Annotated in this window: 17 protein-coding genes; 8 read left to right on the top strand and 9 right to left on the bottom strand. The window is 70.0% G+C overall.

Features of this window, described 5'->3' with window-relative positions; translation table 11 throughout:
• Window positions 1-341: 341 nt before the first annotated feature.
• The 3 genes from AB1L88_RS24730 to AB1L88_RS24720 all read left to right on the top strand — a co-directional run bounded on the left by AB1L88_RS24730 (window position 342) and on the right by AB1L88_RS24720 (window position 5132).
• Window positions 342-1877 (top strand): FGGY-family carbohydrate kinase, encoded by a 1536-nt coding sequence (locus AB1L88_RS24730; protein WP_367099382.1) that lies wholly within the window; start codon window positions 342-344, stop codon window positions 1875-1877.
• 127 nt (window positions 1878-2004) lie between these two features.
• Entirely contained in the window at window positions 2005-2391 is a 387-nt protein-coding gene (locus tag AB1L88_RS24725; protein ID WP_367099381.1) for a BlaI/MecI/CopY family transcriptional regulator, read from the top strand.
• Window positions 2388-5132 (top strand): M56 family metallopeptidase, encoded by a 2745-nt coding sequence (locus AB1L88_RS24720; protein WP_367099380.1) that lies wholly within the window; start codon window positions 2388-2390, stop codon window positions 5130-5132. Before AB1L88_RS24725 ends, AB1L88_RS24720 begins: the two co-directional genes overlap by 4 nt.
• Window positions 5133-5243: 111 nt before the next feature.
• Here the strand turns inward: AB1L88_RS24720 and AB1L88_RS24715 are convergent, their stop codons facing one another.
• Window positions 5244-5924 (bottom strand): hypothetical protein, encoded by a 681-nt coding sequence (locus AB1L88_RS24715; protein WP_367099379.1) that lies wholly within the window; start codon window positions 5922-5924, stop codon window positions 5244-5246.
• Between the two features lie 121 nt (window positions 5925-6045).
• Window positions 6046-7086 carry a DUF1559 domain-containing protein gene (locus tag AB1L88_RS24710; RefSeq protein ID WP_367099378.1) on the bottom strand — a complete coding sequence of 347 codons (1041 nt, stop codon included), beginning with the start codon at window positions 7084-7086 and terminating at the stop codon, window positions 6046-6048.
• Window positions 7087-7310: 224 nt separating this feature from the next.
• Between AB1L88_RS24710 and AB1L88_RS24705 the strand changes: the two genes are divergently transcribed.
• A complete protein-coding gene (locus AB1L88_RS24705; protein WP_367099377.1) occupies window positions 7311-8570 on the top strand; it encodes a tetratricopeptide repeat protein in 1260 nt (419 codons plus the stop codon).
• A 13-nt stretch (window positions 8571-8583) separates the two neighbouring features.
• Here the strand turns inward: AB1L88_RS24705 and AB1L88_RS24700 are convergent, their stop codons facing one another.
• Complete coding sequence (locus tag AB1L88_RS24700; protein ID WP_367099376.1) at window positions 8584-9069, bottom strand: hypothetical protein; 486 nt, start codon at window positions 9067-9069, stop codon at window positions 8584-8586.
• 162 nt (window positions 9070-9231) lie between these two features.
• Window positions 9232-10122, bottom strand: coding sequence for a sulfurtransferase (locus tag AB1L88_RS24695; RefSeq protein WP_367099375.1), 891 nt, complete (start codon window positions 10120-10122; stop codon window positions 9232-9234).
• Between the two features lie 250 nt (window positions 10123-10372).
• Here AB1L88_RS24695 and AB1L88_RS24690 point away from each other — a divergent pair, with 250 nt between their 5' ends.
• Entirely contained in the window at window positions 10373-11380 is a 1008-nt protein-coding gene (locus AB1L88_RS24690; RefSeq protein ID WP_367099374.1) for a zinc-dependent alcohol dehydrogenase family protein, read from the top strand.
• 458 nt (window positions 11381-11838) lie between these two features.
• The gene (locus AB1L88_RS24685) at window positions 11839-12243 is read left to right on the top strand and encodes a hypothetical protein (protein WP_367099373.1); all 405 of its coding nucleotides are present in this window, start codon (window positions 11839-11841) and stop codon (window positions 12241-12243) included.
• Between the two features lie 254 nt (window positions 12244-12497).
• Here AB1L88_RS24685 and AB1L88_RS24680 read toward each other — a convergent pair whose 3' ends face one another.
• The 3 genes from AB1L88_RS24680 to pabB are packed head-to-tail and all read right to left on the bottom strand — an operon-like array spanning window position 12498 to window position 15876.
• Complete coding sequence (locus AB1L88_RS24680; protein ID WP_367099372.1) at window positions 12498-13598, bottom strand: Nif3-like dinuclear metal center hexameric protein; 1101 nt, start codon at window positions 13596-13598, stop codon at window positions 12498-12500.
• Window positions 13595-14464 carry an aminotransferase class IV gene (locus tag AB1L88_RS24675; RefSeq protein ID WP_367099371.1) on the bottom strand — a complete coding sequence of 290 codons (870 nt, stop codon included), beginning with the start codon at window positions 14462-14464 and terminating at the stop codon, window positions 13595-13597. Before AB1L88_RS24675 ends, AB1L88_RS24680 begins: the two co-directional genes overlap by 4 nt.
• The gene (gene pabB, locus AB1L88_RS24670) at window positions 14461-15876 is read right to left on the bottom strand and encodes an aminodeoxychorismate synthase component I (protein ID WP_367099370.1); all 1416 of its coding nucleotides are present in this window, start codon (window positions 15874-15876) and stop codon (window positions 14461-14463) included. Before pabB ends, AB1L88_RS24675 begins: the two co-directional genes overlap by 4 nt.
• Window positions 15877-16036: 160 nt before the next feature.
• Here pabB and AB1L88_RS24665 point away from each other — a divergent pair, with 160 nt between their 5' ends.
• On the top strand, window positions 16037-16843 hold the full coding sequence (locus AB1L88_RS24665; RefSeq protein ID WP_367099369.1) for a sugar phosphate isomerase/epimerase family protein: 807 nt from the start codon (window positions 16037-16039) through the stop codon (window positions 16841-16843).
• A 561-nt stretch (window positions 16844-17404) separates the two neighbouring features.
• Here AB1L88_RS24665 and AB1L88_RS24660 read toward each other — a convergent pair.
• Window positions 17405-18802, bottom strand: coding sequence for a DUF1501 domain-containing protein (locus tag AB1L88_RS24660; protein ID WP_367099368.1), 1398 nt, complete (start codon window positions 18800-18802; stop codon window positions 17405-17407).
• Window positions 18803-19003: 201 nt separating this feature from the next.
• A complete protein-coding gene (locus AB1L88_RS24655; RefSeq protein ID WP_367099367.1) occupies window positions 19004-19714 on the bottom strand; it encodes a PEP-CTERM sorting domain-containing protein in 711 nt (236 codons plus the stop codon).
• Window positions 19715-21151: 1437 nt separating this feature from the next.
• On the opposite strand from AB1L88_RS24655, the gene AB1L88_RS24650 reads away from it, so the two are divergent.
• The gene (locus tag AB1L88_RS24650; protein ID WP_367099366.1) at window positions 21152-24052 is read left to right on the top strand and encodes a valine--tRNA ligase; all 2901 of its coding nucleotides are present in this window, start codon (window positions 21152-21154) and stop codon (window positions 24050-24052) included.
• The last annotated feature ends 19 nt before the right edge of the window (window positions 24053-24071 follow it).

The following is a 24071-nucleotide window of genomic DNA, read 5'->3' as shown; positions in this document are numbered from 1 at the left end:
TCTCCTCCCGGTTCCGACCCGGGTGAACTCCAGCGGCGCGTCGAGGGAGACGATTTCCGGGGCGTTCCGACCCTCGGCGGCCGTCTCTCCGCTTGCCCTCGGGGCGGGGCTCCCTCCACCCTACCAGCGCGTCGGCCGACCGGCCACGGCCCCGGCCGAGATCCGCCGTCGACACGCCACGCGGACCTGCTATCGAATCCCCGGCCCTGCCGCTACAATCCCTCGTTGGAATCGAGCATCCTTGACGATCGGGGCCGGGACGCGCGGATCAGCTCGACCCGTCGCACGGGGCGACGCCACGTCGAGACGCCGTCGGCCCGGTGGCGAAGGCGGCACCGCACATGGGCAGCGATCCCCTCTTGCTGGGCTTGGACGTGGGCACGCAGAGCATCCGGGCGGCCCTGGTCGACCCGACCGGCCAGACCATCTCGTACGGCGTGGCCCCGCTGGAAACCACCTACCCCCGCCCGAGCTGGGCCGAGCAGGACCCGATCGGCTGGTGGTCGGCCGCCCGATCGGCCGTGGCCGGGGCCCTGCGATCGGCCGACGTCTCGCCCGACCGGATCGTCGGCGTCGGGCTCGACAGCACCGCCTGCACCGTGGTCGCCTGCCGCGACGACGGCACCCCCCTGCGCCCCGCCTTGCTCTGGATGGACCAGCGCTCTTACCGCGAGGCCGAGGCGATCGGCGTGACCGGCGACCCGGCCCTGAAGTACGTCTCCGGCCGCGTCTCCCCCGAGTGGATGCTCCCCAAGGCCCTCTGGCTGAAGCGGAACGAGCCGGAGCTCTACGACCAGGCCGACCGCATCGTCGAATGCACCAACTGGTTCATGTTCAAGCTCACGGGGGAATGGTCCCTCTCGCTCAACCACTGCGCCGTGAAGTGGAACTACGCCCGGCCCGAGGGAGGATGGCCCCGCGCCTTGATCCACGCCGTCGGCCTCGACGACCTGCTCGACAAGTGGCCCGACCGGATCGAGCCGCTCGGCCAGGCCGGCGCCACCCTCTGCCGATCCGCCGCCGAGGCCCTGGGGCTGAACCCCGGCACCCCCGTGGCCCAGGGGGGCATCGACGCCTACCTCGGCATGATCGGCATGGGGGCGACCGCCGCCGGCGACGTGGCCGTGATCGTCGGGTCGAGCACCTGCCACCTCGCCCAGTCCTCCGGCGGCGTCTTCGGCTCCGGGGCCGCCGGCTGCTATCCCGACGCCACCGTCGAGGGGCTCTACACCCTCGAAGCCGGCCAGACCGCCACCGGCTCGATCCTCGACTGGTACCGCCGCCACTTCGCCGCGGCGCAGCAGGCCGAGGCCGAGGACCGGGGCGTCAACGTCTACGCCGTCCTCGATGAGCTGGCCGACGCCGTCCCCCCAGGGGCCGAGGGGCTCGTCGTGCGCGACGACTGGCAAGGCAACCGCTCCCCCTACAAGGATCCGGCCGCCCGGGGGGCCATCGTCGGCCTCTCGCTCGCCCACGGGCCCGGCCACCTCTTCCGGGCGCTCTACGAGGCCACCGCCTGCGGCACCCGCCACATCCTCGAAGACGCCGCGGCCCACGGGCTCGACGTCGGCCGGATCATCGTCGGCGGCGGCGGCGCCAAGTCCCGGCTCTGGATGCAGATCCACGCCGACGTCCTCAACCGGCCGATCCACCTCCCCCGCGAGACCGAGTCCTGCGCCCTCGGCTCGGCCATGACCGCCGCCGTCGCCGCCGGTCTCTTCGCCGACCTCGACGCCGCCGCCCGCGACATGGTCATCCTCGACCGCGTCGTCGAGCCCGACCGGCGGAACGCCCCGGTTTACGACGAGCTGTTCGCCCGTTACGCCCGCCTTTACGTCGCCTTACGCGACAGCCGCGTCGTCCCCTCGGCCGACTGATCGCGGAGCCGTCCGCGAAACGCGACCGAAAAATTTCGGGGAAACCGCTTGAATCCCCGACAGCTGTCATTACGATGAAACCAGAACGAAAAAACCCGAGATCAACCCAGGCGAGGGTATCGATCCGATGGCCAGGCCGTCGAAGGAGCTGACCGAGCGGGAGTTGCAAGTGATGCACGCCTTCTGGGCCCTCGGCGAGGCCGGGGTGGCCGAGGCCCGCGACGACTTGATCCGCAAGGGGCAGGGGACCCCCGCCTACACGACGGTCGCGACCCTCGTCCGGATCCTGGCCGAGAAGGGGTTCCTGCGCCAGGTCAACCAGGATCGGCCCTTCCGCTATCAGCCGGCCCGGACGTATGAGGAGGTGTCACGCCGCCTGCTCGACCAGGTGGTGGAGCACGTCTTCAAAGGGTCTCGCGAGCAACTCCTGCTGCGACTGGTCGAGCGCCGCTCCCTCTCGGCCCGCGAGCGGGCCGTCCTCGAACGGTTCCTCAACGCGGAGGCCGAGGAATGATCGACTCCTGGACCTGGCCGCTCTCCTGGATCGTCCGGGGCATGGCCCTGGCGGTGGCGTCGGGGGCCTGCTACCTGGTCGTGCGTCGGGCCGGGCCGATCGTCGGCGTCACGGCGTCGGCCACCGGCCTCGTCCTCCTGGCCCTGCTCCCGTTCCTGCTCCTCGTCCCCGGGCCGCGCTGGGCCCTGCCGATCGGATCGAGCCTGGCCGGGCTCGGCTCCTTCGATGAGCTCGACGCCCCCCCTCCGCCGCCGATTCCCCTCCAAATCGAGGACGTTACCCTGACGCAGGGACCGCGTCCGGCCGTCCCGGACGACCCCACGCCCGGTCCCCCCGCGAGGGGCACCGCTCCTCCCGATCGCGAACCGACGGCCGACGTGCTTCCCGCCCCGTTCCCGGCGCTCGACTCGCCGATGAGCCTGACGTGGTCGTGGCGGTCGGCGGTGGCCGTCGCCCTGGCGTCCCTGGTGGCGATCAGCATGGCGAGGCTCGGGTTCGGGGTCGGCGCGGTCGCCCGGCTCCGATCGCGGGGGGAGCCGATCCACGACCAATCGCTCGGCGATCTCCTCGATCTCCTCCGGGCCGAGCTGTCCGTCAGACGCCCGGTCGAACTCCGCGAGAGCCCAGGGCTGGGCACTCCCGCGACGATCGGCTGGCGGAGGCCGGTCGTGCTCCTGCCCGACGACTGGCGATCGTGGGACGCCGCCGAGGTGCGGGCCGTCCTCGCCCATGAGCTCTCGCACATCCATCGGGCCGATTTCGCGGTGAGTTTCCTCGCCCAGCTCGGCGTGGCGCTCCACCCGTACAATCCGCTCGCCTACTGGCTGGCCGGGCGGCTCCGGCTCGACCAGGAACTCGCCGCCGACGCCACCGCCGCCCGGCTCTCCGGCGGCCGTCGCGCGTACCTGACCTGCCTCGCCCGGCTCGCCCTGCGACGCGACGACCGCGCGTCGGGCTGGCCCGTCCGTGCCTTCCTCCCGGTCCGAGGGACCCTTGTCAGGAGAATCGAAATGCTGCGCTCCGAGCAATCGCCCGACCGCGACGCCCCCTCCCGGGCCTCCCGCGGGTTGACCGTCGCCTCGATGTCCGCCCTGGCCTTGCTCTGCGTCGGCCTCCGGGCCCCCAATCCCGCCGAGGCCCGACCGCAAGACAACCCCGCCGCCGAGGCCGCCCCGCTCGGCGACGACGGCTTCGACCTCTCCCCCGTCCCGAGCGACGCCGCCTTCGTCGCGGCGATCCGCCCGGCCCGGCTCGCCGGCCAGCCCGAGATCCAGGCATTGATCGACGAGTTCGACCCGATGGGCAAGTTCTTCGGCGGCATCGACCTGCCCGTCTCCGGTTTGCAGCAAGTGACCGTCGTCGAGATGCGTCGCCTGGAGGAACCCCCTGCTCGGGGAAACCTGCCGATCGCCCCCGACCTGATCATCGTCCGCACCGTCGAGCCCGCCGGCGAGGAGCTGATCGGCAGCATCGTGAATGAGGCCGAGACCGTCTCCTACCTGGGCGTCACCTACCAGAAGGCCCGGAGGACGCCGCTGTCGGTCTTTCGGTTCAATGATCAGACGATGGTCATTTCGCGGAGTGAGCAGACCATCCGGTATCTGATCGCCAACCGCAATCGGCCGAAAGGCTCTCCCCTCTGGTTCGAGGCGGCCGAGCCGGTCAACGCCGGCCAGCTCCTCGTCGCCTTCGAGACCCCCTGGCTGACTCAACTGGTCGGCCCTCGGGCCCCCCGAGGGGCCGTACCCTTCGAGCCGATCGCCCTGATCGGCCCGATGCTCGACCGCGCCTCGGCCTATGCCATCAGCCTGGATCTGCTCGACGGCGTCTCGATCGCCGGCATCGCCCTCTGCGGCGACGAAGAAGGCGCGACGCAGGTCGCCGAGACCGCGATCGCCCTGAAGGTGTTCGGGCGCAACGTGCTGGAACGGTTCCGGACCATGGCGACCGAGCCGAATCCCGAGGCCCAGTCGTTCCTCGCGATCCTCGACGAGGTCGACACGCTGTTCGACGCCACCGCGATCACCGCCGACGGTTCCACCGTCCGACTCCAGGCCGAGACCGACCAGGACCTGGCCGCGCTGCTGCAACTGGCCGAGGAGCCGATCAACGCCGCCCGGATCGCCGGCCGGCGGACGCAATCGACGAACAACCTCAAGCAGATTGCCCTGGCCCTGCACAACTATCACGACACCTTCGGCAGGTTCCCCCCGCCGGTGCTCTACGCCGAGGACGGCACCCCGTATAGCTGGCGGGTCGCTTTGCTCCCCTACCTGGAACAGGCCCCGCTCTATAATGAGTACCGCATGAACGAACCCTGGGACGGCCCGAACAACCGGAAGCTGCTCGAACAGATGCCCCAGGTCTTCCGCGTCCCCGGCTCCGACAGCGACCCGACCCACGCCGACTACTTCGCCCTCGTCGGCCCGACGACCCTGATGGGGATGCCCGGCAAGGGGACCGGCATGGCCGAGATCACCGACGGCAGCTCGAACACCCTCGCCATCGTCGAAACGAAGCGCCCCATCCCCTGGACCCAGCCCGAAGACATCCCCGTCAACGATCCCATCGACCCGGACACGGTGATCGTCCCCGAGTTCGGCGGCTTCTGGCCCAATGGCTTCCAGGCCGCCTTCGGCGACGGATCGGTCCGGTTCCTGTCCCATGCCATCGATCGGGACCTCCTCCGGGGCCTCATCACCCGGAACGGGGGCGAGGTGATCCGCGCCGAGATCGACTGACCGGGCGGGGAGCCCGATCGACCTCGGCCGCCGCGACTCCCTCCCGGATCGCTCCCCCCAGGCCGTCGTGATCGATCACACACGATCGATCCCGACGGCCTTCGATTGGTCTCAGGAGGCATCCGCTTCCCTTGAATCTTCCTGGGCCGTCTCCGCCTCGGGCAGGTTGTAGGGCGGGGTGTTCAGGACCTCCTCGATCCGTCGGATCACCTCCGGGCTCGATTCCCGGTGCGGGTCGAGCAGGACCTCGGCCTCGGCATGGATCGCCCGGTTGGTCCGCTCGCGCAGCTCGGCGACCTCGATCGCGATGAACTCGTCGAAGCTCTCCGAGAATTCCGCGTGGAAGCCGGGGAAGGACGTCTGGTTCGGGTCTCGCAGGGCGATCAGCTCCTTGAAGCGGTCGACCTCGGTGCGGAGGTCCAACCCCGTCTCGGCTTCCCAGCGTCGGACGGTCTCCCGGAGGTGGTCGAGTTCCTCCTCCGGCTCGAGGTCCGTCATGAACCGGGGCGCCTCCCCCTCGGCCTCACCCTTCGCGTGCGGCTCGATCTGGTCGAGGATCTCCAGCAGCCCCTCGTTGTACTCGTACTGGAGCGGCGTGTAGCGGGCCGATTGCTCGTTGATGATCGAGCTGATCTTCTGCATCAGTCCCTGATAGAGCCGCTGGTCCTCCTGGCTCAGCGGCGGGCCTTCCGGGGCGGTCTCCTGCCGATCCGCCGAACCGCCGCACCCGGTCGCCAGGCCGAACAGGACGACCCACGAGACCGCGTTCCGCGCAAACGTGTGCATGTTCATGGGCGAAAGACCACGTGGAATCCTCGGGGGGGCAGAGGGGTCCGGCAGGCGACATGGGGGGACGCCCCCGGGTCGCGGGCGTCCCCCCCTTTTTTTCCCGAATCGAATGACGATGGCCGGATCAGAAGGCGTCCGCCGAGATCACCTCGCCGCCCTTCCGGGTGCTCAGCGCCCGGTAGACGTCGCGGTTCACCGTCTCCTTCACGGCCGTCACCCGGCCGTCGGCGAACAAAAAGTTGACGATCCCCGCGTGCTCGCTCCGGAAGCCGAAGCACGGGACCCAGTTGCCGCTGTTGTTCAGGCGGCCGTTGCCGTCGCCGTAGCCGACGTTCTCGAAGATCGTGATCTTCCAGTTGATCGGCACCGACGTGAACGCATAATTCCCGTTCGGGTTCGGCCACGAGAACCAGTTGCACGACTCATACAGCGACTCGCCGATGGCGAAGGTGTTGCTCGTGCCGTCGGTGATGTCGCGGATGCCCCAGGTCCCCCCTTGCCGGCAGACGATCCCGGTGCAGGTCCTGCCGTTGCCGAAGGCGTTGTTGCGCACATTCGGCAGGCTCTGGAACGGCCAGGGGCTGGTGTCGTTCGTCGGGCCGGTCGTGTTGTCGCCCGCATTGACGAAGTAATTCAGCTTCGGGCCCAGCGGGGCCTGGCCGTTCGCCCCGGTGGGGCCGACGCCGCTATCCCACCGGCTGAACGAGCTCTGGTCCGGCGAGGGGTCCGACGGGCATTTGTAGACGTTGATCTGGGTCGTCAGGGCCGTCAGGTTGATCGCCCCGTTGTCCGGACCCCTCGCGAACGGCACCTCGAAGTTGATCGCGGCGTAGATGGTGTTCTGCTCGATGTAGGGGAGGATCATTTGGAAGAAGCTGGCGCGGAACGTGTTGTCCGCGAGCGTATTGTTCCCGGGCAAGGCCCAGAGCAACGTCGGGAACGATCCAATCGTGTCGTGGTAATTGTGCATCGCGATGCCGAGCTGCTTCAGGTTGTTCGTGCACTGGGCGCGTCGGGCGGCCTCCCGGGCGCTCTGCACCGCCGGCAGCAGCAGGGCGATCAGGACGCCGATGATCGCGATGACCACCAGCAGCTCGATCAGGGTAAAGCCGGTCGGGCGGGGACGCCTCGCTCGCCCCGAGACCGACTGAGGGAATCCTCGCATTCCGTCCTCCTTCTCCCGAGCGTCCCGCTCACGAGCCGACACGGCCCGATCGGGGAGGCCCTCGATGGTTCGAATCGCCGAGAGGATCTGGAGCGTCTCAGGCCCCGGCGCGCTGCGTGATGACCCACTGACCCCAAGCCGGAGCTTCGCTTATCATGTGATGGGGTGAGACGCAGAACAAGCAGAAACCAGGCTTTTTTTGAACCTCGGTCACGGAGCGCAGCGTGGACGAAGCTCGGGATCAGTCGGGGCGATCGCCCCGCGGAGGGCCCCTGATCGCCGCCGTCGCGGTTGCCCTGGCCCTCCTCTCGTGGGGCTCCTGGGCCTGGTGGGACGGCCGCCCCGGACGCCACCTCGACCGGGCGGCCCGGCTCGTCGAGCAGGGGCGCCCCGCCTCGGCCCGGCCCTGGCTCGACCTCCCCGAGCAGACCCCCCGCACGGCGGACCGGGCCCGCCTGCTCCGCGCTCAAATCGCCCTCGAACTCGGGAGCCCGTCGGCCGCCGTCGCCCCGCTCGAACAGATCGACCCCGACGGCCCCCTCGCGGCCGAGGCGGCCTTCTGGAAGGGCAAGGCCCTGCTGGCCGAGGGGAATCTGCCGTTCGCCCTGGCCTGGTTCGCCCGGTCGCTCCAGGAGCGCCCCGACGACCCCGATTGCCTCCGGGCCATGGCCGTCGCCGCCTACGACCTGGGCGACCTGGAGACGGTCCTGCGATCGCTCCGCGCCCTGACCCGCGTCCGGCCCGACGACCATGCCGCCTGGCGGACCCTCGGCCTCGTCCGGCTCCAGATGCCCGACTCCGGCGACCGGATCATGGAGGAGGTGGCCGACGCCTATCGGACCAGCCTGACCTTGTATCCGCATCAGCCCCAGGCACGCCTGGAGCTGGCCGACGTGCTCCTGCGCCAGGGGCACTTGCACGAGGCCCGGGAACAGCTCGACGCCTGCCGCGGCCGGGTCCCCGAGGAGCAGCACCTGAGCCTCCTCGCCCGCGTCTCCTGGGAACTCGGGGACCGCGACCAGACCCTCGCCCTGCTCGACCAGGCCCGGGAGCAAGGCCTCGAACACCCCGACCTGTCCGCGATCCGCGGCCTCATCGCCCAGGCCGAAGGACGCCTCGACGCCGCCGCCGCCTGGTTCGACCGCGCGGTCGAGCAGGATCCGTTCACCTCCCGACGCTACCACCAGCGCGCCGCCTTGCTCCGCATCCTCGGCCGGGACGAACAGGCGGCCGCCGATGCCCGTCGGGCCGAGGAGTTGAGGCAGGCCGTCGAGCGGATGTCCGCCCTGAACGCCGAGGCCGCCGCCCGGCCGACCGACCCGGCCGTCCGGTGCCGGCTCGGCCGGCTCTCCGAGCGGCTCGGGAGGGTGGAACTCGCCGCCTCCTGGTATCGCGCGGCCTTGGCCTGCGACCCGGGGCACCGGGAGGCGGCCGACGCCCTCGCCGATCTCGGCGGCAGGGTCCCGGCCCCCCCGGGTCATTGAGGTGACCGCGCGGTCAATCGGTCAAGGTCAGGTCGTGCGTGTTCCGCCCTTCCTCGACCGTCAGGTTCAGGTCGGTGGTGCTCGTGGAGGAATACTTCGCCGGCACCAGGTACTTCGGCGGGGCGATGGGCAGGTTCCCCTGCGCATCGGGGATGGGCATGCTCCCCCCCTCGATGCTCGGGTCCATCTCCATCGATTGCACCAGGACGAGATGGTTGCCCAGCACGGCCCCATCGCCTTGCTCGAAGGTGGTCAGCTCATACGAGCCGTCCGGGCCGATCTCCCCGGTCGCCGACTGGCCGGTCTCCGAGCCCGTCGGCACGAACGTGACGATCCCCTTCGTCACCGGCTCGCCGTTGTAGGTGACCGTGCCCGACACCCGGCCGAGCCTCGGCTTGTTCGGGTCGCCCCCGCAGCCTGTCGCCGGCGCGAGCAACGCGACCAGGACCAGACCACGCGCCATCGATCGCCGTTGGGGAGAGAACGCGGTTCGGAACACGGGGGCCTCCTCGACGCATTGCGTCCCGGGCTGATTCAGGATCGACCGGTCGAAACCAAGTGACGAGAGACGCTCCGTTGAACCGGACCGGGCCGCCCGTGTCAAGCGGCCGGTCTCCTCCGGGCCTGGCCGGGCCCGCGCCCGATCCCCCTCGATCGCTCGTCATCCCTCCCCGCCCTCGACCGGCAAGTCGAGCCGAGGCCCCCACTCGTTCCACGACCCGTCGTAGATGGCCAGGTCCTCGAACCCGAGCCGATGCAACTGGAAGGCGATGACCGTCGCGGCCACCCCGCCGTTGCAGTAGCTGACGATCGGCCGGCCGGGATCGAGCGAGACCGACCGATCCTCCAGCCGTCCCCGCACGGCGTCCGGGTCGAGGAACCCGCCCCCCTCGGCGAAGAACAGCTCCCTCGGCAGGTTGATGGCGCCGGGGACGTGGCCCCCGCGAGGCCCCCGACGCTTCGCCCCGGTGAACTGCCCGGCGTCGCGGGCATCGAGGATCTGCGCATCGGTCCCCAGCATCGCCAGCAACTCGGCCGCCGTCACCCACATCCGCTCCCGAGGCCTCGGGGTGAAGGTCACCCCTTGCGGCGTCTCCGGGTCGGGAGCCGGGCCCGACTCGACCGGCCTGCCTTCCTCGGTCCAGCGGTTCATCCCGCCGTCGAGCACGCTGACCGCCTCGTGCCCGTAGGATCGCAGGGCCCACCAGAGCCGGGTGGCGAACTGCCCCCCCATGTGATCGACGGCCACCACGTGCGACTCGTCGCCGACCCCGCGCCGCTCCATCGCCCTCGCGAAGCGATCGGGCCGCGCCAGCTGCGCGGGGACCGGGTCGTCCGAGTCGATGATGTCCGCCGTCCAGTCCACGAATCGGGCGCCCGGGATGTGCCCGGCCTCGAATTCCTCGGGGGCGCCCCGGTAGGCCGCCTCCTCGACCCCCGGCCCGACCGGGCGGGTGCTGACATACCCCCTGATGTCGAGCACGCGGAGGTTCGGGTGGTCCAGGTGGTCGGCCAGCCAATCGGTCGACACAATCGGCTCGTGCGTCGGCATGAACGGGCCCCTTGCTTGCCTCGGTTGCGGTTCAGTCTCTCGATCCGACGGGATGGAACGACTAGGATAGTGTCCGATCGCCGGATGACCAACCCGATGGCCCCGATCGCTGCCCCCCGGGCCCCTCCGGCAGGCATGCCGCCGCGATCGCCCCCGCCCGCGAGACGAGACGGCGGTCCGAATCCCCCCGGGTCGGCCTCGCGCGCCGGTTCTTCGCGTCCCGATCCCCCCCAACGAGGCGACCTTCCGCATGAGAGCCGCTGTCTTCGATCGTTTCGGCGAGCCCGCCGAGGTGGTGCGGATTCAAGACGTCCCCACGCCCGAGCCCGGCCCGAATCGGGTCCGGGTCCGGATGATCGCCAGCCCGGTCAACCCGTCCGACCTGCTCTTCACCCGGGGCCGCTACTCGATCCGCCCGACCTTGCCCGCCTCCCCCGGCTTCGAGGGGGTCGGGGTCGTCGACGCCGCCGGGCCGGGCCTGATCGGCAAGGCGTTGGTCGGCCGCCGGGTCGCGGTGATCAACGGCGAGGGGGGCAACTGGGCCGATTTCGCCGTCGTCCCCGCCTTCCAGGCGATCCCCGTGCCCGGCTCCCTGGCCGACGAGCAGGTCGCCTCCTTCTTCGTCAACCCGGCCACCGTGCTGGCGATGGTCCGCCACGAGCTGGGCGTGCCCCGAGGCGAGTGGCTCCTGCAATCGGCGGCCAACTCCGAGCTGGGCAAGATGATCGTCCGCCTCGGCCGGCACGACGGCTTCAAGACGATCAACGTCGTCCGACGCCCCGAGGCCGCCGACGAGCTGCACGAGCTGGGCGCCGACGCCGTGATCGTCACCGCCGACGGCCCGATCCCCGACCAGGTGCGCCGGGTCGTCGGGCCCGAGGGGGTCCGCTTCGCCGTCGACCCGGTCGGCGGCGACATCGGCACCGGGGTCTTCGAGTCGCTGGCCCCCTCCGGCACCCTCCTGGCCTACGGCTCCCTGACCGGCGAGCCGATCCGGATCGACACCCGGCTGATGATCTCCGGCGGCCGGGTCCTCCGGGGGTTCTGGCTCGGCCACTTCATGCGGTCGCGCAGCAAGGTCGCCGCCGTCCCCCTCTTCGCCCAGGTCGGCCGACTGATCCGGCAAGGGGTCCTCTCCACCTCGGTCGGCCCCAGCTTCCCCCTCGACCGGCTTCCCGAGGCCGTCCGGGCGGCGGAGGAGCCGGGCAAACCCGGGAAGGTCCTCCTGCGGCTCCGGGCTTCGGACGCAGCCTCTTGAGGCTCATCGGGTTGTTTTCATTTTTTTTGTCGCCGAAGGGGCCTCCTGCCGGTAGAATTCACCATCAACGCAGTTGCATGCCGACGCGAACGCGTTCCTCGCAACGGTGCCCGGTCGACGACTCCTTGGCTCTTGCCCGCGCCTCCCCCACCGAATCGATGCCTCAATCGGTCCTCGGTGATGTCCCGGAACCCGTTTCCGGGGGCAGGGTCGCTTGCCTTCTCGTCCCGGACAGCCTAAATTGCGATCGTGGTCGGCATGCTCCCGGTCGACGATCGCATCCCCCGCCCGGGGGATGCCTCGGCGATCTTTTCGCATTGATCCGCGCCTCACGCACTGACTGAATGGCAAGCCCCGGCAGGACTTGACGCCTTGCAATCGTGGGGGCCGGACCATCCGGCCTCCGCACCGTTGCCTTGCGATCGCTCTCAACCGGCCGGGCGGGGAATTGAAGCACGATGGCAGTTTCGCAGACTTCGGGGACCCAGGACTGGCGCGCAATCGCTCAACTCAGCTCGGGGGGCGAACGCCTCCTCTGCGTCGGCGAAAGCTCCTCTCAGGTGCGCGCCGCCTATGTCGGCGCCTGGGGAGAAGTGATTCGCGACGAGGACCGGCCGACCGTTCAGTCCATCTCCCTCCAGAAGTGGGCCGGCCAGGTCTGGGCCGGGCAGTGGGAGCATCAGCAGTCGCTGGAAGTCCCCGCCTCCCCCCGCAAGGACAAGGGCGAGGCCCAATCCCTCTCCAACGGCAACGGGACCGAACTCGACGCCGAGCTTGACCCCATCGCCGACGTCGACGCCGACGCCCAGGACGACGCCGACATCGACACCGATACCGATACCGACGAGATCAACGAGTCCTGACCCGCTTGCGTTCCGACCGCCTCGTCGTTGCGGGGCGGAGGATCGTGCGATCGGTGCTCCCCCCTCGGGACCGAGGACCGTTGAGTTCCGGCGGTCGCTCGCGTTGCCGTTCTCGTACTCCCGATCCATCCCTCCCCGGCGCCGTCGCCGGGGAGTCGATTCGAGACCGGCCAGGCCGCCGGTCCCGTGCAGCCAGGCCGAGTCGAGCCGAACCGGCAACACAACAGGTTCACCGACGATCGAGCGTCCGCCGATTAAAGGGTCTGCAGCGGATCAAGCTCGCGACGGCTTGCCCAGACCGTCACGTCTGAGAAGCATTTGCCGAGCCGATCGGCCAGCATCTCGACCGCCGGGCGCTCGGTCGCGTGGTGCCCGGCCACGATCAGGCCGATCCCCTTCGCCTCGGCCTCCAACGCCCGGTGGAACCGCGCCTCTCCGGTCAGGAACACATCGGCCCCCGACCGCGCCGCATCTCCCACAAAATCGTCTGCCCCACCGCAGGCCACCGCCACCCGCTCGACCCGCCGATCCGGTCTCCCCACGAACTGCAATCCCGAGGCGGCAAGACGTTCCCGCACCCGATTCGCGAAATCCGCCAGCGTCATCGGCGCGGCCAGGCGACCGACCCGGCCGACTCCCGCCGTGTCGTCTCTGACGATCGTCGGATAAACATCAATGGCCGGTTCCTCGTAGCCGTGGGCCTGTCGAATTGCCGAGAGCACTGCGGCCAATCGGGCCTTCGGGCAGACGAGCTCGATCCGCTGTTCCCGGGCCACCTCGCGGTGTCCCGATTCCCCCACCGTCGGGTTCGTCCCCTCCAGGCCGAAGAACGTGCCGACCCCCTCGGTCGAGAACGAGCATTCGACGTAATCGCCGATTCTGCCCGCCCCCGCCCGGAAGGCCGCCGAGAGCACGGCCTCGCGGTCCTCGTCCGGGGTGAACACGACGACCTTGGTCGCCTCCAGCTCGGCCCCCGGTTTCAAGGGCCTCACGTCCACCAGGCCGAGTGTCTCGCACAAAAAATCGTTGATCCCTCCGGACGTGTTATCGAACGCCGTGTGCGGGCTGTAGACCGACACCCCCGCCCTCGCCAGGGACCAGAGGAACCCGTCCGCCTGGTCGCTCCGCAGCCGTTGCACCGGCTTGAACCAGACCGGGTGATGGCTCACGATCAGGTCCGCCCCCTCGTCGATCGCCTCCGAGGCGCTCGTCGGCGTCACGGTCAAGCAGGTCATCACCTTCTCGACCGTCTCGCCCGGGTCGCCGAGCAGGAGCCCGACATTGTCCCAGTCTTCCGCCAGGCGCAGCGGGGCGAAATCTTCCATCCAGGCGGCCAGGTCGGCGACGGTGGTCATCGGGCATCCTCCGATCGGAGCCAGGCGTTCAGGTCGGTCATCAGGCGATGCGTGACGGGTCCGGGGGCCTCGTATCGGCCGCCTTCCGTCGATCCGGCCATCCCTTCCGGGTCGAACCGGGCCACGGGCATGATCCCGCGCCCGGCGTTGGTGAGGAAGCACTCGTCGGCCTCGATCATCCGGGCGAGCGTCATCCGATCCTCCTCGATCGTCGTCAATCCCAGCGCACTCGCCCGATCCATCACCACCCCCCTCATGATCCCCGGCAGGAACGGGGCCGCGCCTCCCGACGCTCGGTCAACCCGGGGCGTGACGATCTCCCCCTTCCGCACGAGGAAGAGATTGCTCCGGCTCCCCTCCAGGATCGCCCCCGATTCGTCTCGGCTCAGGTTCTCGTCGAACCCGAGCCGCCTGCCCTCCTCGAAGGCGAGCCGCCTCGACCAGTAATTCAACGTCTTCGCCTGCATCAGTCGATCATCCCCGGCGACCGTCCACCGCGCACAGACCGCCGCCCCCGACTCCGGAATCGCCGGCGGGAGCGGCCGCGTCCTCATCCAGAGGGTCCCCGGCCTGCCGTCGTCGAACCCCCCCGAGAGCACGATCCGCAGCGAGCAATCCCCGACGATTCCCTCGGCCTCCCGCAACGCATCCACCGCCCCCTGATCGGGCAGCGCATGCGGGTCCATCGGCACGCCGAGCGCCTCGGCCCACCCCGTCAATCTGGCCAGATGCCGACCGAGCAACGTTGCCCGCCCCTCCCAGGTCCGCAACGTCTCGAACAGGCCGATCCCGTGCTCGAACGTCCGGTCCAGCACGCTGACCGTCAGCGCCTCGTCGGGGACGACCTCCCCCCGGACCCAGATCATCCCCGGCCCTCCAGTACATCCCGCATGGCTCGCCCTTTGTGCAACGTCTCCTCATATTCGAGTTGCGGGTCGCTGTCGGCCACGATCCCGCCGCCGACCTGATAGCTCACCCGGTCCCCTTCCACCAGCATCGTCCTGATCGCAATATTGAACGCCGATCGGCCGCCGAGGCTGTAATACCCGATCGCCCCCGTATACAGACTCCTCCGGGTCGGCTCCAACTCGTCGATGATCTCCATCGCCCGGATCTTCGGCGCCCCGGTGATCGACCCCCCCGGGAAGACGGCCCGGACCACGTCGATCGGCCCCACCCCCGCGCGCAATCGCCCCTCGATCGTCGCCACCTGGTGATGCACGGTCGCGTAACTCTCGATCGACGACGCCTCCGTCACCCGGACCGATCCATACGAGCAGACCCTCCCCAGGTCGTTCCGCTCCAGGTCCACAATCATCGCCAGCTCCGCGCGGTCCTTCGCGCTGGCGATCAACTCGGCCCGCTGCCTCTCGTCTTCCGGAGCTGAGGCCCCCCGCGGTCGCGTCCCCTTGATCGGCCGGGTCACGATCCGATCCCCCGTCGTCTCGTAAAACAGCTCGGGGCTGGAGCTGATCACCGCCCGATCGTCATCGAGCCTCAGGAACGCGGAGTAGGGGGCCGGGCTCCGCCCCCGCAGCCGACGGTGCAGATCGAGCGGCACCGGCTCCCCCTTCACCTCGAATCGCTGGGCGATGTTCGCCTGGAAAATGTCCCCCGCGTGGATGTACTCGACCGCCCGGCCGACCGCCCTTCGATAGCCCTCCGCCGAAAAATTGCTGACCGGCGGTGCCTCGAACCGCGACCTCGGCAACTCGCCGGGATCTTCGTGCAACTCCTCCCACCATCGCCTCGCCTTTTCCTCGACCCGCTCGACCGGCTCGCCGAGGAGGTTCACCACCCACAGGATCGCCGAGTCCGACCGGTGATCGACCGCCACAAACGTGTCATACAACCGAAAGGACGCGATCGGCATCCGGCTGTCGCGCGGGGCCTTGCGCGGCACGCGCTCGATCCAGGGGGCCAGGTCGTAGCCGAAGACGCCGATCAACCCCCCGAGGAACGGCGGCAGGTCTTCCTCCGGTTCCTCTCCCAGCTCCCCCGGCAACGGCCCGAGCAGCCCCAGTTCCTCGATCCAATCTCCCAGCCGGGCCAGCGGATCGCCCCGGCCGATCTCCCGGTCGTCCGCCGCGTCGATCTCGAACGTCCCCGCCGGATACGCCGCCAGGATGCTCCAGCGCCCCGCGTCTCCGAAGGCCGCGCCCCCTTCGAGCAGGGCCGCGCCCGGCATGCCGCCGATCCGCAGGTTCAGCCGATCGGCCGGAAGATCCAGGGGGATGCGCAACGCGGGTCCGATCGTCGGCGGCAGGGTCTCGGGCACGGTTCGGGGGTCCGTCACGGCACGTCGGGCGATCGGGCGAACGTCACGCCGGATCGGATCGCGGCGCGATCGGTTCGAAAACGCCCGCCGCCGCGATACAATCCCATCAGACCAAGAGCCGACCCCTGCGCCAATTCCGACCGATTCGAGACCCGAACCCATGATCCGCTCCCCGATCGGCATCCGCTTACTCCCCGACCCCGACCAGGCCGTCAAGGACCAGCTCCGCCAGGCCGCCCGCCTCGGGGCCAAAGGGATCGTCCTCGACGCCGCCGGCGACCTCAACCCCTCCCGACTCTCCGACACCGGCCGCCGCGACTTCCGCCACGCCCTGCGCACCGTCGAGGTGTCGCTCACCGCCCTGAGCCTCCCCACCCGGCGCCCGTTCGACACCGACGACCAGCTCGACGACCGCCTCGCGAAGGCCGATTCCGCCTTCACGCTGGCCTTCGACCTCGGCGCGAAGCTCGTCCTCGCCCGGGTCGGCGCCGTCCCCCCCGAGTCCGACCCGCCTCGCCGCGCCCTGTTCACCCACGCCCTGCACGAACTCGGCCGCCGCGCCGATCACCGCGGCGTCCGACTGGCGATCGAGACCGGGACCGAGTCCGGCGCCGACCTCCGCGCGTTTCTCGACACCCTCGGCCAGCCCGGCCTCGCCGCCAGCCTCGACCCCGGCTTCCTCCTCCGCATGGGGCACGACCCGATCGAGGCCGCCCGTGCCCTCGGCCCGCTCGTCGCCCACGCCTACGCCCGAGACGCCTCCTCCGCCTCCGACCTCGGCCCGTCCTCCGCCTTCTCCCTCCACCCCCGAGGCTTCGGCTTCCCCTCCGGCGTCCTCGACTGGGAGGAATACCTCGGCTCGCTCGAAGAAATCGCCTACGACGGTTTCCTCACCATCTGGCCCGACCCCGAACGCCCCGTCGCCCCCCAGTTCCAGGCCCTCTCCGACCGCTTCGCCCGCTTCTGAACCACCCCCTCGCCGCGCAATTTTCCTCATCCCCTCGCCGAGCGGGATATGATTGCGCAGCCGTCCCTCTCATCTCCCTGTTGATCGATCCGTCCCCAGGAGCAGACCCATGGCCAAGGGCAACCACAGCCAGAAGAAGGAAACCAAGAAACCCAAGAAGGAACAGGCCAAGACCACCACCAAGGAGCCCAAGAAGTCCTGAGAATCGCCGGCCCTCCGGTTCCCACACTCCTTCCCCTCGCTCGACGCGGCTTGGCTGGGTTCTTCCCGGACCATTTCCGTTGAAACCTTCAAAACGTCCGAGCCATCCCGACCCTCGCCCCCTTTGGGGGAGCCGGTGGCCGCAAGGCCGGGTGAGGGGGAACTTTCGCCTCGGTTCTTCGGCGTTTTGCGTAGGGTGCTGTCGAGTCTTCGAAGACGCACCTCCGGCCTTCGGTCACCGATCGGTGCGTCTTCGAAGACTCGACAGCACCCTACGGGACTCCCCGCTCGCGGGGGAGAGGGTGGCCGCAGGCCGGGTGGGGGGGCCCTGCTCGGACGTCTTGCCGTTGCGATCCGGACTCAGACCGCCGCCCCCGTGTACAAGGGCTCGATCGGCGAGCCGGTCACCAGTCGGATCGGCCGCCCCAGCATGTCGATCACCTCGGCCTCTCCCGAGATGCCGAGCGCCCGGTAGATCGTCGCCGCCAGATCGGCCGGGGTGAACGCCATCGTGGCCGGATAGGCCCCGGATTTGTCCGACCGGCCGATCACCTGGCCGCCTTTCACACCCGCCCCGGCGAAGGCGGCCGAGAAGACCTGCGGCCAGTGGTCGCGGCCGATCATCGTCTGACCCGGCAGGAACGACAGCTTCGGCGTCCGGCCGAACTCGCCGGCCAGGACCACCAGGGTGTCATCCAGCAAGCCCCTCGCCTGCAAGTCATCCAGCAGGGCCGAGACCCCCTGGTCAGTCGGCGGCAAGAGATCCTCGCGCAAGCGCCGGAAGATGTCCGCGTGCGAGTCCCACGTCTGCACCCGGCCCAGGTTCACCTGGACGATCGGGATCTCCGCCTCGATCAACCGCCGCGCCAGCAGGAGGGACTGCCCGAACATGTGCCTGCCGTAGCGGTCGCGGAGCTGATCCGGCTCCTCGGTCAGGTCGAACGCCCGGCCCACCTGGCCGCTCTGGAGCATCGTATACGCCTGCTCCCGCTGCTTCGCGAACGATTCGGCCTCGGCCTTCGCCTGCCAGATCTCCGTCTCCCTCGCCAGCGACTCGGCCAACGCCCGCCGACCCCCCAGCCGCTCGACGCTGAAGCCGTCGGGGAGCGCCAGGTTCTCGACCTTGAAGTCGTCGCGGTTCGGATCCTGCGTCAACTGCCACGGGTCGAACTTCGGCCCGAGGAACCCCGCATGCTGCCCCGGCCAGGTGAGCGGCCCTTCCATCAGGTACGTCGGCAGCATCACCCCGCCCGGCAAGCCGTCGGCCCTCGGCCTCAGGTACGACATGGCCGAGGCATAGCACGGGTAATCCCCCCGCGAGGCCACCTTGTCGAAGAAGGCCCCCGGCTGCTCCTGGCCGGTCATCACCCAGTGGGTCGCGTTCAGGTGGTTATTATGCTTGTGGGACATCGTCCGGACGACGGCCAGCATGCCCGCCCGCTCGGCCAGCCCCGGCATGTGCTCGCCGAAGTGGATCCCCGGCACGCTCGTCGGGATCGTCCCGAACTCCCCCCGGATCTCGTCCGGGGCCTCGGGCTTCGGGTCGAACGTCTCGTGATGGCTCGCCCCGCCCGTCTGGAAGATGAGGATCACGCCCCGCGCCTTCCTCGACGACGACGGCGGTGCCGATCCCCCTTCATTCCCCTGCGCCCGAGCCGCCAGCAACCCGGAGAGCCCCAGCCCCACGAACCCCGAGAACCCCACCTGCAGGAATTCTCGCCGGACGACCCCGTACGGGTGCTGATGACCGAATCGCATGGCGATCTCCCCTCCGCGTGCACCTGCCCGCCGAACCAACCGATGTTTAACCGGAGTTGAGCGTAGCCCGGCCGACCGGCCCGGGCAAGGGGAATCGCCCGCCTTCGCCCGGGGATGGGCCGTCGAATTGAGGGCCTCGGCGGGGCGGCCGGCACGGCCTTCCCCGCCCCGCCGAGGCCCAACACGACGATGACCCGGCCCTCAGGCGCGGGCGAGGCGCCGCCGCCGGGACGCCGAGGCCAGGCCGGCCCCGACCAGGCCCAGGCCCATCAGCACCACGCTCCCCGGCTCCGGGATGACGCTCGAAGGCACCTCGCGGCCCTCCAGGAAGTACCGGGCGCCGGCGGACTGGGTGATCAGCACGTTGTCCGAGAGGCGGATCGAGAAGGTCAGGTCGATCCCCTGGTTCACGGGGCCACTGCCGTTCGACTTGATGGCGCCGGCGAGCTCGCTGGTCGCCCCGTACCGGCCCGAGCCGAAGACGAGCGCGTACCAGCCCGGTTGCAGCAGGGCCGAGACGCTCCCCTTGATATTGGCCGAGGTGCCCGGGGTCGGCAGCGTCAGCAGGGTCTGGGCGACGACGTCGGTGTCCAGGTCCGGCACGTCCAGGCCGCCCTCGATCGCGGCGATCACGCCGAAGATCTGGTCGTTCCCCCGGGCGACGGGCGTGGTGAAATGCCCGCCGATCGCCTCGGCGATCACCGCCCGATCGAGGAAGAATCGCACCCCGGACCAGAACTCCTGGTCCGTCTGCACCCCGCCGGCCGACCCGCCCGTGGGCGTCTCGCCCGTGAACGTGGTGGTGGCGCTCTCGTAGATCACCTCGGCCCGCGCGGCCGAGCCCATCAGCATCAGCGCCGCCACGGCGACGAGGCCCCAGGCCGTCTTCGGCCGGATCTGTCGAGACTGCATCAGGATCTCCTATCTTCAACGCTACGAATGGGAGGGACTCGATCGGGGCCGTCACCCCGCCGAGGTGCTCATCATGGGCCCTCCCAGCCACGATCGCAACGACTGCTTCATGAATTCGAACCCCCCGTTGCAATCCCGCATCACGCGGCCCCGGGGGGAGCGCCCATCCCCCGGCCGGGAAGACGGCTCCGACGCGGCCCTCGGCCCGATCCGAGGAGCAGATCCCTCCCTCCGGAGCCTCGTCGCGAGGGTCGTCGGGCCGGTCGCCCGCGCCCGAGCGGGTCCTTCCAGAGGGCTATTCGCACGGGGCAGGGCCGGCGACGGGAGGACCGGCCCGACCTGCCTCGCGACGCGAGGGGGATTCCGGCAATCGACCTCCCCGCCCGAAAATTGTGACTCGACGTGCCCAATCCTTCGATACTATGGTTGTGATTCGACTCGAATGCCCGCTGCGTCCCCTTCGACCCGTGGGCCGCCCGACCAGGTCTCCGCACCCCGAACGATTTGGAATCCCCACCACCGAAGTCCGACCTTCGAACCCGACGTATTGGACCCTCGCCGCGCACCCTCCCTCGAAGTGCACCATGACGCTCCCCCGACCGCGTGTCGAAACTCGCCCTGGCACTCCTGGCGCCCCCCCCGAGCCCCCGGTCCTGCCGAGGCCCCCTCTCCGCGCTCTCGGGGGAGCGGGTCGCAGGGTGTTCTCGCCCCCCGCCCCCCCTCGCGCCGGGGCCGACCCGACGCTCTCGCCCCCCGCCCCCCCTCGCGCCGGGGGCAAACCGGCGCTCTCGCCCCTCGCCCCCTCTGGGGGAGAGGGTGGCCGCAGGCCGGGTGAGGGGGCCTTCGTCCGGCTCTCAAGGCCCTGCGTCCCGCGTGAAGCCCCCTCTCCCCACCCGCGGGCAGTCGCTGACGGAGCGCCTGGCGAAACGAACCCGAACTCCCCCACGCAAGCCCAACCATCCCGATCGGTTCCTCCGGTCCTTCCCCACCCCGTCCGGCTCGCCGGCCGCGCACCGACCGCGCACCGGCCGCCCACCGCCCCCCGATCCACCCCCCCGACACCGTCCCTGACGAAACGAACCCATTGCCCGCCGGGCCGCGCCGGACGGCCGGGCGTGCCTTGTCCTCGGCTGGCACCGTTCCTGACGAAACGAACCCAATGCTCGCCCCCCGAGTCCGAACTCACGGCACGCGCATCTGACGGAACGAACCCATTGCGCAATCGAAGAGTCACGGGCAATCCGTTCTCTCTCAACGACTTCCGCCAATGCGATCGATTGCCGCCTCGGCGCTCCGGGCGCGCACCGATCGGCCTCGCCGCGAGCGCATCGGCGTCGCCGCCCCAGTCCCCGAACCGTCTTCTGCCACGAGCTTCAGTCTGACCGCCGGTCGCCAACGGCGCGGCCGCTCCACCGCCTGGAACCCCCTCGACCGTCCATGAGTATCGCCGAGCAACTCCCGAAGCAGTACGACCCCCAGGACGCCCAGGCTCGCTGGTACCCGTTCTGGGTCGATCGCGGCTACTTCCAGGCCGACCCCGGCCGCGATGCGCCCCCGTACACCATCGTCATCCCGCCGCCGAACGTCACCGGCGCCCTGCACCTCGGCCACGCCCTGAACAACACGCTCCAGGACGTCCTCATCCGCTGGCGTCGGATGCAAGGGTATGACACCCTCTGGATGCCCGGCACCGACCACGCCGGCATCGCCACCCAGGCCGTCGTCGAGAAGCGGCTCTTCACCGAGGAGCACAAGACCCGCCACGACATCGGCCGCGAGGCCCTCGTCTCCCGCATCTGGGCCTGGAAGCACGAGTACGAGGCCCGCATCCTGGGACAGCTCCGCCTGATGGGCTGCTCCTGCGACTGGTCGCGCACCCGGTTCACCCTGGATGACATCTGCGCCCGGGCCGTCCGCACCACCTTCTTCCGCCTCTTCCAGGAGGGGAAGATCTTCCGCGGCAAGCGCCTGGTCAACTGGGACACCCAGCTCCGCACCGCCGTCGCCGACGACGAGATCGAGTACAAGGAGACCGACGGGCACCTCTGGACCATCCGCTACCCCGTCACCGGCTCTGACTCCGAGTCTCTCCACGTCTCGACCACCCGGCCCGAGACGATGCTCGGCGACACCGCCGTCGCCGTCCACCCCGACGACGAGCGCTACAAGCACCTGATCGGCAAGACCGTCACCCTGCCGCTCCTGGGCCGCGAGATCCCGGTCATCGGCGACGCCATCCTCGTCGACCCGAAGTTCGGCACCGGCTGCGTCAAGGTCACCCCCGCCCACGACCCGAACGACTACCAGACCGGCCTCCGCAACCACCTCCCGCAGATCAACCTCCTGAACCCCGACGGCACCTACAACGAGAACGCCGGGCCCTACGCCGGCCTCGACCGCCGCGAGGTCCGCAAGCGCGTCGTCGCCGATCTCGAAGCCCAGGGCTTGCTCGTCAAGACCGAGCCGTACACCAACCGCGTCGGCTACTCCGACCGCTCGAAGACGCCGATCGAGCCGTATCTGTCCGATCAGTGGTTCGTCCGGATGGCCGACGACCCCGACGGCTCCCCCGGCTTCGCCCAGCAGGCGATGGACGCCGTCACCTCCGGCCGCCTCAAGATCCACCCCGAGCGCTACGCCAAGAGCTACCTCGACTGGCTCGGCGAGAAGCGCGACTGGTGCATCAGCCGGCAACTCTGGTGGGGCCACCGCATCCCCATCTGGCACTGCGCCACCTGCTCCGAGGCCGACCTGAAGCACGCCTTCGGCGATCGCCCCGACGTCTTCTGGAGCCCCGACGAATCCGGCTCCGGCTGGCTCGTCTGCTCCGAGACCGATCTGGCCCCCGACGCCCTCGGCCCCTCCCACACCCTGGAGCAGGACCCCGACGTCCTCGACACCTGGTTCAGCTCGGCCCTCTGGCCCCACTCGACCCTCGGCTGGCCGGAGCAGACCCCCGAGCTGGCGAAGTACTACCCGACCAGCGTCCTCTCGACCGCCCGGGACATTATTACCCTCTGGGTCGCCCGCATGGTCATCTTCGGCCAGTTCAACATGGGGGACGTTCCGTTCAAGGACGTCTACATCCATTCGGTGATCCAGGACGGCGACGGCAAGCGGATGTCGAAGTCGCTCGGCAACGGCGTCGACCCGGTCGACATCATCGAGACCTACGGGGCCGACGCCCTGCGGTTCACCCTCGCCTCCTCGGCGACGGAGACCCAGGACCTGCGGATGCCCGTCGAGCGCGTCACCGACGACCAGGGGCGCATCGCCACCCGAAAGGCCCCCGGCCAGCCGATCACCTTCATCCCCGCCGACGAGGCGAAGGACCTGCCGAAGGAGCAGCTCGTCAACACCTCGAAGAAGTTCGAGGAGGGGCGCACCTTCCCCAACAAGTTCTGGAACGCCGCCCGGTTCGCCCTGATGAACCTGGAAGGCTACACCCCCGGCCCCGTCCGGCCCGAAGAACTGGCGGTCGAGGACCGCTGGATCCTCAGCCTCCTGCGCCGGGCCGCCGCCGACGCCACGACCCAGCTCGACGCCTTCCGCTTCGCCGACCTGGCCAAGGGGCTCCGCGACTTCACCTGGAACGAGTTCTGCGACTGGTACGTCGAGTTCATCAAGGCCCGCCTCCGCGACGAAGGCACCCGGCCGGCCGCCCAGCGCGTCCTGGCGACGGTCCTCGACGGCCTCTGCCGATTGCTCCACCCGGTCATGCCCTTCGTCACCGAGTCGGTCTGGCAGGCCCTCGGCGGCGTGGCGAAGGCCCGCGGCCTGCCCGAGCCGGCCGAGGCGAGCGAGAGCGTCTGCATCGCGGCCTGGCCGTCGTATCCCGACTCCTGGGACGACCCCGAGGCCGAGTACGACATCGCCCAGTGGCAGGAGAAGGTCGCCGCCCTGCGGAACCTCCGCGCCGAGCGCGACGTGCCCAAGAACGCGAAGATCGAGCCGATCCTGGTCGCCCAGGGCCGCGCGGCCGAGGCCCTGGCGCGGGGTGCCTCGTATATTCAATCGCTCGTCGGGGCCGGGTCGGTCACGGTCGCCCCCTCGGCCGACCGCCCGGGCGAGAGTGCCGTCACCGTCCTGGCCGACGCCGAGATCATCCTCCCCCTGGCCGGCCTGATCGACCCGAAGGCCGAGCTGGCCAAGCTCTCGAAGGCGAAGGGGGACCTGGAGAAGCAGCTCGGCGGCATCCGGTCGAAGCTCCGCAACGCCTCGTTCGTCGAGCGGGCCCCGGCCGAGGTCGTCGAGCAGCAGCGCACCCGCCTGGCCGAGCTGGAGGCGCAGCACGCGGCGCTCGTCTCCCGGATGGCCGAGCTGGGGGGCGGGTCATGATCGCCTGCGGCTCCTCCGG

This window comes from Tautonia sp. JC769 (assembly GCF_040717455.1).
Taxonomy (GTDB): Bacteria; Planctomycetota; Planctomycetia; order Isosphaerales; family Isosphaeraceae; genus Tautonia.
The sequence above is the reverse complement of the archived record's forward strand: the minus strand, read 5'-3'. Positions and strand labels throughout refer to the sequence as shown.